At 59.3% G+C, this 14,872-nt stretch carries 16 protein-coding genes; 5 read left to right on the plus strand and 11 right to left on the minus strand.

Features of this window, described 5'->3' with window-relative positions:
* Window positions 1–639: an aspartate/glutamate racemase family protein gene (locus GL286_RS10100; protein WP_155095428.1), complete on the minus strand. Its 639-nt coding sequence runs from the start codon at window positions 637–639 to the stop codon at window positions 1–3.
* On the minus strand, window positions 636–1,892 hold the full coding sequence (locus tag GL286_RS10105; protein WP_155095429.1) for an amidohydrolase family protein: 1,257 nt from the start codon (window positions 1,890–1,892) through the stop codon (window positions 636–638). The genes GL286_RS10100 and GL286_RS10105 overlap by 4 nt, the downstream gene beginning before the upstream one ends.
* Before the next feature lie 140 nt (window positions 1,893–2,032).
* On the opposite strand from GL286_RS10105, the gene GL286_RS10110 reads away from it, so the two are divergent.
* Window positions 2,033–2,377, plus strand: a complete 345-nt coding sequence (locus tag GL286_RS10110; protein ID WP_246184901.1) for a nuclear transport factor 2 family protein — start codon at window positions 2,033–2,035, stop codon at window positions 2,375–2,377.
* Here the strand turns inward: GL286_RS10110 and GL286_RS10115 are convergent.
* On the minus strand, window positions 2,374–3,081 hold the full coding sequence (locus GL286_RS10115; RefSeq protein ID WP_155095431.1) for a GntR family transcriptional regulator: 708 nt from the start codon (window positions 3,079–3,081) through the stop codon (window positions 2,374–2,376). The two genes, GL286_RS10110 and GL286_RS10115, sit on opposite strands and share 4 nt — an antisense overlap.
* 199 nt (window positions 3,082–3,280) lie before the next feature.
* Here GL286_RS10115 and GL286_RS10120 point away from each other — a divergent pair, with 199 nt between their 5' ends.
* The 4 genes from GL286_RS10120 (at window position 3,281) to GL286_RS10135 (ending at window position 6,409) form a co-directional block, all read left to right on the plus strand.
* On the plus strand, window positions 3,281–4,126 hold the full coding sequence (locus tag GL286_RS10120) for an ABC transporter ATP-binding protein (protein ID WP_155095432.1): 846 nt from the start codon (window positions 3,281–3,283) through the stop codon (window positions 4,124–4,126).
* 3 nt (window positions 4,127–4,129) lie between these two features.
* Window positions 4,130–4,903, plus strand: coding sequence for an ABC transporter permease (locus GL286_RS10125; protein ID WP_155095433.1), 774 nt, complete (start codon window positions 4,130–4,132; stop codon window positions 4,901–4,903).
* An 18-nt stretch (window positions 4,904–4,921) separates the two neighbouring features.
* Window positions 4,922–5,947, plus strand: coding sequence for an ABC transporter substrate-binding protein (locus GL286_RS10130; protein WP_211596260.1), 1,026 nt, complete (start codon window positions 4,922–4,924; stop codon window positions 5,945–5,947).
* 147 nt (window positions 5,948–6,094) lie between these two features.
* Entirely contained in the window at window positions 6,095–6,409 is a 315-nt protein-coding gene (locus GL286_RS10135; protein ID WP_155095434.1) for a GNAT family N-acetyltransferase, read from the plus strand.
* A gap of 26 nt (window positions 6,410–6,435) precedes the next feature.
* Here the strand turns inward: GL286_RS10135 and GL286_RS10140 are convergent, their stop codons facing one another.
* From GL286_RS10140 to GL286_RS10175, 8 genes are all read right to left on the minus strand, one after another.
* Complete coding sequence (locus GL286_RS10140; protein ID WP_155095435.1) at window positions 6,436–8,055, minus strand: FAD-dependent oxidoreductase; 1,620 nt, start codon at window positions 8,053–8,055, stop codon at window positions 6,436–6,438.
* 18 nt (window positions 8,056–8,073) lie between these two features.
* Window positions 8,074–8,310, minus strand: coding sequence for a UBP-type zinc finger domain-containing protein (locus tag GL286_RS10145; RefSeq protein ID WP_211596262.1), 237 nt, complete (start codon window positions 8,308–8,310; stop codon window positions 8,074–8,076).
* A 178-nt stretch (window positions 8,311–8,488) separates the two neighbouring features.
* Entirely contained in the window at window positions 8,489–9,673 is a 1,185-nt protein-coding gene (locus tag GL286_RS10150; RefSeq protein WP_155095437.1) for a Gfo/Idh/MocA family protein, read from the minus strand.
* Between the two features lies 1 nt (window position 9,674).
* Complete coding sequence (locus tag GL286_RS10155) at window positions 9,675–10,427, minus strand: sugar phosphate isomerase/epimerase family protein (RefSeq protein WP_155095438.1); 753 nt, start codon at window positions 10,425–10,427, stop codon at window positions 9,675–9,677.
* Between the two features lie 17 nt (window positions 10,428–10,444).
* Complete coding sequence (locus GL286_RS10160; RefSeq protein ID WP_155095439.1) at window positions 10,445–11,527, minus strand: ABC transporter ATP-binding protein; 1,083 nt, start codon at window positions 11,525–11,527, stop codon at window positions 10,445–10,447.
* 3 nt (window positions 11,528–11,530) lie between these two features.
* A complete protein-coding gene (locus GL286_RS10165) occupies window positions 11,531–12,427 on the minus strand; it encodes a carbohydrate ABC transporter permease (RefSeq protein WP_425496093.1) in 897 nt (298 codons plus the stop codon).
* Complete coding sequence (locus GL286_RS10170) at window positions 12,420–13,322, minus strand: carbohydrate ABC transporter permease (RefSeq protein WP_155095440.1); 903 nt, start codon at window positions 13,320–13,322, stop codon at window positions 12,420–12,422. The genes GL286_RS10165 and GL286_RS10170 overlap by 8 nt, the downstream gene beginning before the upstream one ends.
* An 81-nt stretch (window positions 13,323–13,403) precedes the next feature.
* A complete protein-coding gene (locus GL286_RS10175; protein ID WP_155095441.1) occupies window positions 13,404–14,633 on the minus strand; it encodes an ABC transporter substrate-binding protein in 1,230 nt (409 codons plus the stop codon).
* Window positions 14,634–14,872 lie beyond the last annotated feature (239 nt).

A 14,872-nucleotide genomic window follows, 5' to 3' on the forward strand; every position in this document is an offset into this window, starting at 1 on the left:
TCAGATTCCCAGCAATGCGCAGATCCGGCGCATCGCGGCTGGTACTGGCTCGATGATCGGAATCTCGAAACTGTCAGCCAGCTTGCGCGCGGCCATCGCCAAAGGCCCGCCACCGATAATGACCGCCTCGGCTCCGGCACCAATCGACTGCCTGATGGCTTGCGACAAGGCATCCAGCAACGTCTCGGGTTGCAAGGTTAGCGCAACCGGATCGCCCTCGGTATAGGAGCAACCGATGAATTGCCGCGCAACGGCGCTAGCGGCGACCCGATCATGGATAGCCTGATCCAGCAGAGGGGTCGTCGTGGCGATCCCGAAACGGCGACCATCCGCACCCGCCTCGAGGAAACTGGCCTCGCCGATGCCGGTGACAGGAACCGACAGGGCGCAGCGTAGATTATCGATGCCCGGATCGCCGAAAGCCGAGACAACAACCCCGCGCGTGCCCGCAGGCAAGGATTGGCCCATCGTTGCAATCGCCCGCGCACTTTCAGCCAAAGCCTGAGGTTCGGTGATCATCAACGCGCCGATCGGCGCTGTTATCCCCTGAACCGGCACATCCGGACGTGTCGCCTGTGCAATCGTCACCATAGCCTGCGTGACCCGCGCCGAGATATTGGGATTGAGGAACTGGATCATCGATGCGCGATCCCGATTGACGTTTTTTCGCGCAGGATCCGTGCCTCGGGTCGTGAAAAGCTCTGCCGTCCGGCTTTGAAACCCATGACCGGCTGGGCGATGGTTGCAAATGCCTCGGCATGTGATGTCGTGTCCAGCACGATCAGATCCGCCCGATCTCCGATCTTCAGGCCATAATCAGGCAAGCGCATGATACGGGCCGCGTTGCGTCCGATCATGTCGAAACAATCGGCAAATCCGTCGGGACCGATCCCCATCGCGTTCGCGTAAAGATTGGCAATCCGCAACAACGAGCAATCACCGTAGGGGGTGAACGGATTCATAATGTTATTGCTCGCGACCGAGACTTCGACGCCATGCTTGGCCAGCAAATGGACCGGCGCGATCCCGCGGGATGCGCGAAAGCCCTGGTTGCCGCTGTTCAAATAAAGATCGGTCGACGGTAACGCTGTCACTGCCACACCCGCCGCAGCCAGCAACTTTGCGTATCGCCTGATCTCCGCGTCATCCATGGCTGCAAGTTTCGTGACATGGCCGATATTGACCCGTCCGTGCCAACCTGTCCGCTGGGTATTGTCGCAGATCGCGTCCATATGGCTCCAACTGGGGTCCAGATCGAAATCGAGATGGAAATCCAGATCGACATCATGCGCGACCGCCATGTCAAACAGGCGCCAGATCTGTTCGACCGGATCGCTATCGGTGTAAGGACATCCTCCCAGCAGATCGGCACCGCGTTCCAATGCCTGATGGAGCAATTCCTCAGTGCCCGGATCATTGGTCAGGCCCTCCTGGGCAAAGGCGCAAATCGTGATATCCATCGCGAAACGGTAATCCTCGCGCAGCAGAAGGATCGCCTCGAGACTGCGGAGACCGGCGCGAGGATCAACCTCGACATGGCTGCGCAGATGCATCGTGCCTTGCAAAATAGCGGCTTCGACCACCTTTGCGGCGCGGTCATACACATCCTGCCGCGTAAATCCGCGCTTCATGAGCGCGACCGCCGCGACCGCATCCTGCAACGACCCGCCATGTGCGCAGCGGCATGACAACCGCGCCTTATCCAGATGGATATGGGTTTCGACCAGACCGGGGATGACCACCCTGCCCTGCAAATCAATGCGCCTGACAACCTCGACTTGCCCCGAGGCTATCGCAACGAAGCGGCCATCCGCGATGGCCAGATCCGTCGGTGCCGCTGAATCGGTCAGCCGCGCATTGCGCAAAAGCAGGTCGATCTTCTTGTGCCCCATTCGGGTCGCCTCGTTTGAATGCCATATTGCCACCAAACTGTATGCAGTTAATGCTGTAGATTACAACGTAAGGAGCCCATCTGATGGCGAGTAAAACAGAAACTGACTTACAAGCGGTTAAAGATTATCTGGATGCCTCGATGGCACCAGATCCGGTGCGCGCGGCGAGTTATGTCTCGCCCGAATTCAAATGCCGATTCACCGGGAACCGCGAATTCGACACTCCCTCGGGCCCAACCACTTTCAACGCAGCCCGCTACAAATGGGTCAAAAAGCGGATCGAGCGTTACGATGTCGTTCCAGGCACTGACGAGACCATCATCTATAGCCTCGGCTATCTGTATGGCGAATGGCCGGACGGGACGCCGTTTGACAATAACCGCTATGTCGATCGCTTTGTCGTTCGCGACGGCTTGATTCTGAACACCGATGTCTGGAACGACAGCGCCGAGTGGATTCTGGACCCGTCCTGCGCCCGGACCTAGCCGCCGATATAGGGCGACAGTATCGCTGACAGGTCGCGGGTCTGGCGACCTTCTCCACTCAGCAATGCGCGCGATGCCACGGCCTCGAGATGGTCGGCCATCATCTGGCTGGCCGCTTCGGGCGGTCCGCGGCGAATGGTGTCGATCAGCGCAAGATGCTCGCTTATCGCACATTCGGATGAATGCGGACGCCCCAACGAAGACAACGAAAGCCCCGCACGATAACAGATTTCCGTCACGTAGCGCGTCAGGATCGGCTTTCTGGTCATTTCGGCCAGTCTGATATGGAACTCTGTCGCCAAGCGGATCGAGGCGCCGTCGGGACCGTGACGCGCGTCGTGCTCGGCATCGACAATGGCCTCCAACTCGGCAACCTGTGAATCTGTCAGATTGCCCGCCAGATGCTGCACCACCTGCCGCTCTAACGCGACGCGGATGTCAAAAATATCGCGCGCATCCGCAGGCGTCGGGGCCGAGACGGTGGCGATGCGGTTACGGCGCAATTCGACCAGCCCCTCTGCGGCCAATTGACCAAGCGCATGCCGCGCAATCGTCCGGCTCACACCAAAGCTTTCGCCCAAAGCGTCCTCGGGCAAACGGTCTCCGGGCATCAAAGCGCCCTCAAGAATGGCGCGACGGATGCCCTGACAGATCATCGACAGACGATCATTCTCGGTTTTTCCGGTTTTGCTGGCGGCGCTCATCTTACCTCTCGACGTCCGAATGCTAGCCGAATTGGCAACTCCGCGCCTTTCGCCTTGATGCATGCAGTTTCAGCGCAATATTTCGGCATCCTGACAAATCCGCAAGGGGCCAAGTCTTGCACAGTTGCGAAATGCGCCTTCGCCAATTTACGCATACTTTAAGTGCATGCACTATTTCCCGACCGGATGGAGTAATTGGATGCAGAACGAGCAGGCCCAGCATAGCGCCGACCGTCAGCGCCACGCCGTTGTGCTATCAAACGCCTCCGTTGCATTCGGCCAGGGCCAGAACCGCGTTCAGGCCCTGCAACCGACAGACCTGCGCATCGCCGAAGGTGAGTTTCTGGCCCTTGTCGGCCCCTCGGGCTGCGGGAAATCTACCATCCTGAAATTGGCCAGCGGATTATTGCGCCCGAGCAGCGGCGACGTCATTGTCGGCGGCCGCGAGGTCGCGGCCAGCGCCTTGCGCATTGGAATGGCATTCCAGAACCCGACCTTGCTGCCTTGGCTGACAATCGAGAAGAACGTCATGTTGCCGCTCAAGATCGTTCGGCCTTTCAGGCAAGATTACGCACACAAGAAAAAGACCGAGTTCCGCGACCGTGTGCATGCCCTGCTGGCCGATGTCGGCCTATCGAAATTTGCCGGCCATTACCCTTGGCAACTGTCCGGCGGGATGCTGCAACGCGCGAACCTGTGCCGGGCCTTGATCCACGACCCCAGCCTGCTGTTGCTGGACGAGCCGTTCGGCGCTTTGGATCAGTTCACGCGCGAAGAACTGTGGGGCACGATGCAGGCACTCTGGATGAAGCGCCGCCCGACAGTCGTTCTGGTTACGCATGACCTGAAGGAGGCCGGATTCCTTGGCACTCGGATCTGTGTCATGAGCGCCCGCCCCGGCCGGATCATCGACGACAGCAGCGTCGATTTTCCACGCCCGCGTACCGTGGAAATGACCTTTCAGCCTGAATTCGTCACGCTGAACCAACGCCTTCGCGAACGTATCATCGCGGCACGTTCAGCCAGCGTTGAACAGGTCGCCTGAGCCATGGGTTATGCATTCCGCCGTCGCGTCTGGGCCGCCGCGCTGATCCTTGGTTTCTTTCTGCTCTGGGAGATACTGTGTCTGGCACTTGGAGTTTCCGACCTGATCCTTCCACGGCCAAGCCAGATTTTTGCGACCCTGTTCGACAGGATGGACGTATTGTGGCCCCATATCCTGCAAACGCTTTGGACGACGCTGCTGGGATTTGCGCTGGGTGTGGTTGTCGGCGTCGTCATCGGGGCGCTGATCGGCACATCACGGATTGCCTATGACACGGCCTATCCGCTTCTGATCGGGTTTTCCTCGATTCCCAAGGTCGCGGTAGTGCCGGTGCTGGTGCTCTGGTTCGGCGCGGGCCCTGTGCCTGCCGTACTGACAGCTCTTGCGATGTGCTTTTTCCCCATCGTTGTGAACATCGCGACCGGGCTTGCCTCGACCGAACCCGAGCTTGAGGATGTGCTGAAATCCCTAGGCGCAAGCAAGTTCGACCTGCTGTGGAATGTCGGCCTGCCCCGGACCATGCCGTTTTTCTTCGCCTCGCTGAAAATCGCCGCGACCTTCGCTTTCGTCGGCACTGTGCTGGCGGAAACCGTCGCCTCGAACAAGGGCATCGGCAACGTCATGATGTCGGCCTCGTCGAATTTCGATGTGCCGCTGGTCTTTGCCGGACTGTTCATCCTCGCCTTTCTCGGCGTCGCCCTTTACGCGATTTTCTCGCTGATCGAGACGCGCTTCGTGGGCTGGGCCAACCGCAAGACCGACCTCGCCTCAACCTGACCCCTGAAGGAGCTGTTCATGCTGGAAAGACTAGTTTTTGCTGCCGCGATCGGCCTTGGCCTGAGCAGTGCGGCGCTGGCCGAAACCGACATCCGTTTCACCCTTGGCTGGAAAACACAGGGTTCGGACGCGCCTTTCCTGCTGGCGCTCGACAAGGGCTACTTCAAAGAGGAGGGGCTGAACGTCACCATCGATCAGGGCGAAGGTTCCGCCGCGACAGTGACCCGCATCATGTCGGGGGCCTATGACGCGGGCTTTGGCGACATTAATGCGATCATCCAGAACGCCGCGACCCGCCCTGATGAAACTCCGGTCATGGTCTATCAACTGTGGAACAAGCCGCCCTTTACCATCGTCAGCAAAAAGGAAACCGGCATTCAGACCCCTGCCGACCTGGTGGGTAAGAAACTGGGCGGTGCGCAAGGCACGCCGACGACGCGGCTTGTCACGGTTCTGAGCCGTCTCAATCAGGTCGATATGGACAAGCTTTCCATCGACAACATGGCCCCGAACCTGCAAGAGCCCATGCTCATCAAAGGCGATATCGACGGCGCTCTGGTTTTCAACATCACCAGCTGGTTCAATCTGGTGAATAATCGGCAGGATCCGGCCAAGGATTACAACTGGTTGAATTTCGGTGATTTCGGGCTGGACCTGTACTCGAACGGAATGATGGTGTCGCAAAAGCTGATCGCCGATAACCCCGAAGCGGTAAAGGGCCTTGTCCGCGCGGTGAACCGCGCAGTAATCGAGATCGGGCAAGACCCGCAGGCTGGCGTTGACGCCGTGATTGCCTATGACAACCTTGCCAAACCGGATCTTGAGAAGGCTCGGATGCTGTTCTCCTATGACAAGCTGATCACCTCGGATGAGATGGCCCGCATCGGGCTGGGAGATGTCGATGACGCGCGCCTGACCCGTTCGATAGACATCGTCGCCGAAGGATATGGATTGGAGACCAAGCCTGAAGCCGAGCGGATCTTCACCCGCGCGTTCCTGCCCGCGCTTGCGGACCGGACACTGGTCTATACCGCGACCGAGTAGCCGCTTTTGGGGCAGGTCGGTCCGCAAAACGATCTTACGCCGACGCATTGCCACGGTGCCGCCCGTCCGAAGCCGGACAGTCTTTTGGCTAGGCGGCACAAACCGTAGCAGATAGGCTCAATCGAACTTGCCACGAGATGTCCTGAAATGACCGACACCAATATCGAGAAAGCCGACGGCCCGGAGGGCGGTCGTTACATTGCCCGGATCAGCGGGATCGAAGACGAGGGCGTCCTGATTTACACGCATGTGTCGAACGGGATCGTCAGCGCCGATCATACGATCGTCCCTGAAACGATGGCCGGGCGGGGGGTGGCCCTCGCACTGCTGGACTTCCTGCTGGAGGATGCCCGCAATTCCGGCTTTCGCATCGTGCCAGTCTGCAAGTTTGTCCGTTCGCAATATGCGCGCCATCCCGAATGGAAAGACCTGTTCGTCACGGCTCCGGGCAAAGACCCCTAGGATGATTGCGCGCGGATGGGGCCGCATCACGCGCTGTCTGCAAGATAGCGCCAGACCTCGGAAATGACGACGGAGCCCTCGCCGACTGCCGAGGCGACGCGCTTGACCGAACCGGCCCGAATGTCTCCCACTGCGAAGATGCCCGGTTGTGAGGTTTCGAATGACGCTGTTCGCCCTGCGGCTGCACCGGTCAGGATGAATCCGGCCTCGTCCAGTTTCACCAAGCCGGACAGCCAACCGCAGTTCGGTGCAGCCCCCGCCATGATGAAGACCGCACAGGCATTGATCCTTTGGCTGGTCCCGTCAGGATTTCTGGTTTCAACGGCTTGCAGGGCATCCGTTCCGTGAAGCGCCGCTATGGTCGTGTTGTAATGGATCTCGATCCGTGGATCTGCGGCAAGACGGCTGGACAGGTAATCCGACATCGACGCAGCCAGTGAATCCCCGCGCACCAGCAGATGCACATGGCTCGCGCTGCGGGACAAAAACATTGCGGCCTGACCAGCAGAATTTCCGCCTCCGACGACGATGGCGGCGGCATCACGGCAGCGGCGGGCCTCGATTTCGGTGGCCGCATGATAGACCCCGCTGCCCGCGAACCGTTCGATGCCGGGGATGGCGAGCCGCCGATACTGGACACCGGTTGCAACGATCAGGGCACGGGCGCAAATCTCGTTCGAACAGTCCAACGTGACGCAGAACAGACCGTCCTCGGCCCGCGCAAGCCGGATCACGCGGCGGGGCATCGCGAAGCTGGTTCCGAATTTCAGCGCCTGAACCTCGCCGCGCCATACCAGATCCGCGCCAGAGATTCCGGTCGGAAAGCCCATATAGTTCTCGATCCGGCTGGAGGTTCCGGCCTGCCCCCCAACGGCGATATCTTCGATGACCAAGGCGCGCAGCCCTTCTGCTCCGGCATAAACGCCCGCAGCCACACCGGCGGGGCCGCCACCGACGATGATCACATCGAAAACCTCGCCCGGATTGGCCCGCAGGTCCAGACCAAGGCGCTGCGCAACCTTCAGCGGAGTCGGAGCCTCGATCACCCCGCCCTGCCCGAAGATGACGGCGGGATGGCCCGGTTCGATGCCGCATTCCTTGGCAATGGCGACTGCTCCGGGACAGACCAGATCGAAACTGCGTACAGGAATGCGGTTGCGTCCGGCAAATTCCTCGATCTGGCGAACGCTGGCATCCCGATCCGCGCCGATCAGGGTCAGGCCGGTCGCACGTTGTTCAAGCTGCAAACGGCGACGTGCGGCATAGACCGTGATGACGATATCCGAAATCTCGGGGACTTCGGCCATCAACCGTAACATTTCGGCACGATCGACCACGATTGCGCGGGTCTTGCGCACGGCCCGCATCGGCAAGGCGTAAACGCCACCGGCCAGAAAGGCGATCTCGCCGGTGAATTGCGCCGGACCGATGGTCGAGGGCATCATCCTTTCCCGCGAATAAGCATGCAGGACTTCGATCTCACCATCCTCGACATAGACAAAGCGGTTCATCGGTTCGCCTATTTCGGCAACAGTCTCGCCTTCCGCGAAAACCTCCTCGCGACCGATCCGCCTCAGTGCCTCGACATGGGCGGCATGCAGCGGCGTCCTTTGCATCTGTCGAAGGTCATGGCCGATCGATTCCATTCCCGACTCTCCCGAAGATCAAAGAAATTCGTCATCCTCGAAGCAATAGGTCCAGCGTTCCGCCGGTTCCATCGACCCGACAATCGGATGCAGCGAGGCGCGCCAATGCTGACGCGCATGCCGATTGGGCGAACTGTCGCAACAGCCGATATGGCCACAAGTTAGACAGATCCGCAGATGCACCCAATGCGAACCCATCGCCACACATTCCCGACACACGGCATTGGATTTTTGTGCTTCGGGAGGAATTTCCATTCTGATCTGATCCGCATGCGCGCAAGCCATATCCAGCCCCCAAATCTGATCTGGAAACACTGCGCCAGCCAGTTCGAAAAGCAAGCACAATACTTGCGGCGACCCGACGGCGGCGGGCCTTGAGTCGGATCGCCACCTATTTTCGCCTTAATATTAGGCGGTTATACACTCACCCCGATCATTCCGAGGCGTGGATCGCCAACGGCTTACCCCGATGCGGAACGGCTTGATCCTGAACCAGCAATTCCCGCGCGGCCTCGGGGTCCAACGCCGCGGGACGGTCACAGGTTGTTGTCAATGTCACCCAACTGCCGGATTCGCCCGCTTGCAGGATCGCGGTCATGACTTCGATCACATGCAATGCTCGGGACTGATCGCATAAAAAGTCGCCACCCTCACAAATGGCACGGGCCATGTCGGCCAGACCGGCAGCGCGGTAATTGGCGCGCGGGGTGCCGTTTTGCGACTGGTTCGGAATGGCAAAGGGGTGGTCCCACATCTGGACCTCGGCAAGTTTCTCGCCACGTTTCGCCAGTTCAAGGCTGCCACCGAAGAAGTTCGGGTCAGGCAGGATCAGACTGCCTTCGCTGCCATAGATTTCCATATTGCCATGCTTATGGCCATGCACGTCCCACGAGGCCCCCATTGTCACCATCGCTCCCGAAGCGAATTGCAGCAATGCATGGATGGTGGTCGGGGTCTTGACGGGAATGCGCTCTCCGGCGCGCGGTTCGGAACCGATCACCCGTTCGGTCGAAGCCATTCCCGTCAATGCGGTGACACGTGCAACCGGACCAAGCAGACTCACGAAATTTGTGATATAATAGGGGCCGAGATCCAGTATCGGCCCACCGCCCGGCAGAAAGAAGAAATCCGGATTCGGATGCCAATGCTCCATGCCCGGCGACATGACATGCGCCGTCGCGCTATGGACCCGACCGATAGCGCCCGCGTCGATCAAGGCGCGGGCCTGCTGATGCGAACCGCCAAGGAACGTATCGGGAGCCGAGCCCAGACGCAGGCCCTTGGCCGACGCGATTTCGGCCAGTTCCTGCCCTTCGGCCAAGGACAGCACAAAGGGTTTCTCGGAATAGACATGCTTGCCAGCCAGCAGCGCCGCTTTCGACACCGGATAATGCGCCGCAGGAACGGTCAGGTTGACGATCAGATCAATCGACGGATCGGCTAGCATGTCTTCGGGCGTCTGTGCGATGACCTGCCATGCCTCGGCGGCTTTACGGGCCAGTGGCAAGTTCAGATCAGCGACGGAAGTAATGTTGAGCCGCTTGAACAGCGGAGAAAGCTCGAAATAGGTGGCCGAGATATTGCCCGCCCCGATGATGCCGATATTCAGCTTGTCCATACTAGCCCCCGATTCTGGCATGCAGAGTCGCGCCCGCCTTGGCAAAACGCGCGTCGTCCGACGGATTGTCATGTTCCATGACGAATAACCGCGCCCGCGTGCCCTCCAGCGCGCGACATAGCGCAGCCCAATCCAGCGTTCCCGTACCCGGATCGGACCATCCGTCCTCGTCCAGCATCTCGCCTTGCGGGGCGATGTCCTTGATATGCGCTGCGGTAATTCGGGGCGCGTAGCTGTCCAGCCATTCGAAGGGATCCGCTCCTCCGCGCACGACCCATGCCAGATCGGCTTCCCATTCCAGATCGGGGCCACCTTCCAGAATGGAGTGCATCGGGATCGAACCATCGTCCTGCGCCACGAATTCGAAATCGTGATTGTGCCAGCCAAAGCCCAAACCTTCAGCGCGCAAGGGCGCTCCGGCACGGGACAACCGCGCACCGAACTCTTTCCAACCCGCGGCGTCCGTCGGGCGTTGATCCGGCGCGATGAACGGCGCGTAATAGGTCTGGATGCCAAGCCGACCCGCCAGATCGACAAAGCGCGATGGATCACGCTCTAGTTCGGCCAGATTGATATGGGCGCTCGGGACGCGCAGGCCATTGGCCTCGACCGCGCCGATCAGGGCCTCGGGTTGGTCGAAAAGCCCGCCAAACGGTTCGACCGCCTGATAGCCCAGATCGGCAAGCATGGCGCAAGTCCGATCCAGCCCCGCGAAGTTTCGCGAGGAGTACAGCTGATAGGAAAGTAAGGGCATTGGTTGTTCCTTGCGGTTCAGAGCCGAAGTTCACTTTGAGGATCGAAAAGCGAGGCGCGAGAGATGTCCAAGGTCAGGCGAAGCCGCGTGCCTTCGGGGTAATGGGTGTCGTCGGGCGTGCGCAGGGTGAAGCGTTGACCGTCCAGTCGCAGGTGCAGCACACTTTCCGCGCCCATATGTTCCTGCATCTCGACTGTGGCATCGATGCCCGGCCCGTCGGTCCGGAAACCGGTATGTTCGGGCCGGACGCCAAGGATGGCCGGTCCGTCGCGCAGATGCCCGTCATAGCCGGCAAGATTGACCTTATGGGCGTTGAAGGCAAATTCTCTGCCCGTGATCTGCCCGTTGATGAAGTTCATCGAGGGCGACCCGATGAAGCCCGCGACATAGATATTCACAGGCTTGCTATAGATCTCGGCCGGACTGGCGAATTGCTGGATCACGCCATGACGCAGCAAAGCGATGCGGTCGGCCAGCGTCATCGCCTCGATCTGGTCGTGGGTGACATAGACCATGGTATTGCCCAACCGGTCGTGCAGGCGCTTGATTTCGACCCGCAGCTCGGCCCGCAGTTTGGCATCCAGATTGGACAGTGGTTCATCGAACAGGAAAACATCGACATCGCGGACCAACGCGCGTCCGATGGCGACCCGCTGACGCTGCCCTCCCGATAAAGCGGCTGGCTTGCGGTCAAGATAGTCCTCGATCTGCAGGATCTCGGCGGCGCGTTTGATGCGGCGGGCGATCTCGTCCTTGGGCATCCTGGCGTTCTTCAATCCGAATGCCAGATTTCCCCGCACACTCATTTGCGGATAAAGCGCGTAAGACTGGAACACCATGCCGATGCCGCGATCCTTGGGTTCCTTCCACGTGACGTTCTTGCCGTTGATAAAGATCTGACCGTCGGTGATGTCCAGAAGCCCCGCGATACAGTTCAGGATCGTCGACTTTCCGGACCCCGAGCCTCCGAGCAGGACGATGAACTCACCCTGCCCGATCTCGATATTGACGTCTTTCAGAACCTGTATCGCGCCGAAGGACAGCTGCAGTCCCTTGATGGCAAGCGAGGTTTCGGTTGTGACCAATTTGTTGTCCTTCATGGCTTATCCCTTGACTGCGCCAGCGGCGATGCCACGCACGAACAAACGCCCCGAGACGAAGTAGATAACCAGCGGCACAATGCCGGTCAGGATCGTCGCGGCCATGTTGACGTTGTATTCCTTGACCCCTGTCGTGGTATTGACGATGTTGTTCAACTGCACCGTCATCGGGTAATACTCCGGCTTGGTGAAGACGACCCCGAACAGAAAATCATTCCATATTCCCGTAACTTGCAGGATCACCGCCACCACGCATATCGGCACGGACAAAGGCAGCATGATGCGGAAATAGATGCCCCAGAAGCCGGTGCCATCAACCCGTGCTGCCTTGAACAACTCATCGGGCAGCGCGGCAAAGTAGTTGCGAAACAACAGCGTCAGGATCGGCATCCCAAAGATGGTATGCACCAGCACCAGACCGGTCAGGCTGCCGTAAAGGCCCAGTTCGCGCAGCAGGATGACGGTCGGATAGATCATCACCTGATAGGGGATGAAAGCGCCGATCATCAGCACGGCAAAGAAGAACTCGGCCCCCTTGAACTTCCAGTTCGCCAAGGCGTATCCGTTGATCGAGGCGATCAGGATCGAGATGAAGACCGAAGGCACCGTGATCCGGACCGAGTTCCAGAATCCGCGCTTCAACCCGTCGCAATTCAGGCCGGTACATGCCTGCGACCACGCTTTGACCCAAGGCTCGAACGTGATTTCGACCGGTGGCGAAAAGATGTTGCCCATCCGGACTTCCGGCAATCCCTTGAGCGACGTCACCACCATCACGTAAAGCGGCAGCAGATAATACAGGGCAACGACGATCAGCGTGCCATAGATTATCACATTGCGGCTGGATATTCGACGGCGGGGTTTCGCGCCTCGCGGGATTACAAAGGCAATGTCAGCCACGCTTCTTCCCTCCGAATTCCAGATAGGCCCAGGGGATGATGATGACCGCGACGGTCAGCAACATCATGGTCGAGGCCGCGAACCCCTGCCCCAGATTCTGGTTCAGGAACATCTGGTCATAGACATATTTTGCGGGCACCTCGGATGCGATCCCCGGTCCGCCATCGGTCTGCGCAACCACCAGATCGTAAACCTTGACGATGCCTGCCGTCACGATGACCAGCGTCGTCACAAAGACCGGACGCAGCATCGGGACGATGACGAACAGGTAGGTTTTCCATGCCGGAACCCCGTCCACCCGCGTGGCTTTCCAGATTTCATCGTCAATTCCGCGCAAGCCCGCCAACAACAGCACCATGACAAACCCCGAGCCTTGCCATAGCGCCGCGATCACCACGCCGAACATGACGATCTTGCCATTGTTCAGCGGATCGAATGCGAAGCTTTCCCACCCGATCCCCCTGACGATAGACTGGACGCCGAAATCAGGATTCAGCATCCACTGCCAGACAACGCCGGTGACCACGAAACTAAGCGCGAAGGGATACAGCAGGATCGTCCGGAACACGCCCTCATAGCGGATCTTCTGATCCAGAAGGCAGGCAAGGACAAACCCTATCACGAAGGACAGGACCAGCATACAACCTCCGAAAATGACGAGGTTCTGTATCGAAATCAGCCACTTGTCGCTGTTCCACAGCCGTTCGTACTGCAACGTCCCGACAAAATTCAGCCGCGGCAGCAATCCGGATTTGGTAAAGGAATGAACCACGGTCCAGACCGAGAAACCGACGAAAACGACCATGGCAGTCAGGATCATCGGAACTGCGGCGATCTTCGCGCTAAGGTTCCGGAACAGCCGGGACGGGCGCTCCTGGGTGTTTGAACGGGCCATATCACCTATCCGCTTATCGTCCACAAAGCCGCGATTTCCGCGACGAAGGGCAGGCGGCCTTGGGCCGCCTGCGAGGCGTTATCAGCTCGACAATTGCAGAATGCCGATCAGGCTTTCCTTGACCTTTTCGACCGGCATGTCCGGCTGGTTGAAGAACTGGATCATCAGATCGGAAAGCTGGTTGCTGGCATCGGCTGAAAGCGCCTGATCCAGCCCGTCAACCACCGTCCCATTGGCCAGAATATCCAGCCCCTTGCGCATGCAATCATTTGCCGCAGTCAGATCGACATCGCTGCGCACCGGCATCGAGCCTTTTTTCAGGTTGAACGCCACCTGCGCCTCGGGCGAGATCATCACCCGCGCCAAGGCTTCTTGCGCAGCGGCAATTTTGGGATCGTCAATCGCGGGGAAATAAAAGGCGTCCCCTCCGGTCGAGACGATATCCGAAACCCCAAGACCCGGCAGGCAGGTATAGTCCTTGCCGGCGACCTGTTCGGCGATGGCGAACTCGCCCTGCGCCCAATCACCCATGATCTGGCCAGCAGCTCCGCCCTTGATCACCATGGTCGTGGCCTGGTTCCACTCTTGCACATTCGAGCCGGTCGCCAGCTCGCGCGCCGTTACCAATGCGGCAAAGGCCTTGTCCATTTCAGGGGTGTTTACCGCATCGACATTCTTGTCGGTGATGACCTGCTTATAGACCTCGGGACCGGCAATGGCGGCGACAAGATTCTGGAACACCAGCGCGGCCTGCCACGGTTGCTGCCCGATCACCAGCGGCTGGATGCCCGCCTTACGCAAATCCGGCGCGGCGGCAACAAATTCCTCCCAATTCGTCGGCACCTTTAAACCGGCTTTTTCGAAAGCGTCGTTCGACAGCCACAGCCAAAGCTGAGAGTGGATATTGACCGGCACGCAATAGATCTCGCCGTCGATCTCGCAGCTTTGCAGGATCGAGGCCGGATGCACGATGTCGCGCCAGCCATCGGCCTTGGCGACATCCTCAAGGGAACGCATCAGTCCGGCCTCGACCAATTCCTTGGCTTGCTGACCATGGTTAAACTGTGTCGCCCCCATCGGATCGCCGCCGGTGATGCGGCTGACCATGACCGGACGCGCAACGCCGCCAGATCCCGCAATCGCACCATCGACCCATTTGTTGCCCGTCGCGTCAAAGGCCTTGGCGAATTCGGCAACCGCCGCCGCCTCGCTGCCCGACGTCCACCAATGTGTGACCTCGATATCTTCGGCATGAGCCACACCGGCGGCGCAAACCGCCACCGTAGCCCCAAGCAGGAACCGTATTCTCATATTGCCTCCCCCCTTCTTGCAGACCTGTTCAATCGAATCAGCGCGTAGGTGTAACGTTAATCCCAAGAACCAGTTCGACCAACAGGATTTAAGACATCACTCCTGCCATATATTTGCCTATCATTGATATTTATTGGCGGCGACGCGCGATAGTGGACAGATGAATCCAGATGGTGCATCGTTGCACCATTCGCATTGGAAGTCAGAGAAACACACCGATGGACATGCTGCCGAGAGCG

This window comes from Paracoccus aestuariivivens (assembly GCF_009711225.1).
GTDB lineage: Bacteria > Pseudomonadota > Alphaproteobacteria > Rhodobacterales > Rhodobacteraceae > Paracoccus > Paracoccus aestuariivivens.

Bases quoted from the DNA above. Each gene is read 5' to 3' on its own strand.
- GL286_RS10100 (WP_155095428.1), bottom strand. From the start codon at position 639: ATGATCCAGTTCCTCAATCCCAATATCTCGGCGCGGGTCACGCAGGCT.
- GL286_RS10150 (WP_155095437.1), bottom strand. From the start codon at position 9,673: ATGGACAAGCTGAATATCGGCATCATCGGGGCGGGCAATATCTCGGCC.
- GL286_RS10140 (WP_155095435.1), bottom strand. From the start codon at position 8,055: ATGGAATCGATCGGCCATGACCTTCGACAGATGCAAAGGACGCCGCTG.
- GL286_RS10115 (WP_155095431.1), bottom strand. From the start codon at position 3,081: ATGAGCGCCGCCAGCAAAACCGGAAAAACCGAGAATGATCGTCTGTCG.
- GL286_RS10160 (WP_155095439.1), bottom strand. From the start codon at position 11,527: ATGAAGGACAACAAATTGGTCACAACCGAAACCTCGCTTGCCATCAAG.
- GL286_RS10175 (WP_155095441.1), bottom strand. From the start codon at position 14,633: ATGAGAATACGGTTCCTGCTTGGGGCTACGGTGGCGGTTTGCGCCGCC.
- GL286_RS10125 (WP_155095433.1), top strand. From the start codon at position 4,130: ATGGGTTATGCATTCCGCCGTCGCGTCTGGGCCGCCGCGCTGATCCTT.
- GL286_RS10120 (WP_155095432.1), top strand. From the start codon at position 3,281: ATGCAGAACGAGCAGGCCCAGCATAGCGCCGACCGTCAGCGCCACGCC.
- GL286_RS10105 (WP_155095429.1), bottom strand. From the start codon at position 1,892: ATGGGGCACAAGAAGATCGACCTGCTTTTGCGCAATGCGCGGCTGACC.
- GL286_RS10155 (WP_155095438.1), bottom strand. From the start codon at position 10,427: ATGCCCTTACTTTCCTATCAGCTGTACTCCTCGCGAAACTTCGCGGGG.
- GL286_RS10145 (WP_211596262.1), bottom strand. From the start codon at position 8,310: ATGGAAATTCCTCCCGAAGCACAAAAATCCAATGCCGTGTGTCGGGAA.
- GL286_RS10130 (WP_211596260.1), top strand. From the start codon at position 4,922: ATGCTGGAAAGACTAGTTTTTGCTGCCGCGATCGGCCTTGGCCTGAGC.
- GL286_RS10110 (WP_246184901.1), top strand. From the start codon at position 2,033: ATGGCACCAGATCCGGTGCGCGCGGCGAGTTATGTCTCGCCCGAATTC.
- GL286_RS10135 (WP_155095434.1), top strand. From the start codon at position 6,095: ATGACCGACACCAATATCGAGAAAGCCGACGGCCCGGAGGGCGGTCGT.
- GL286_RS10170 (WP_155095440.1), bottom strand. From the start codon at position 13,322: ATGGCCCGTTCAAACACCCAGGAGCGCCCGTCCCGGCTGTTCCGGAAC.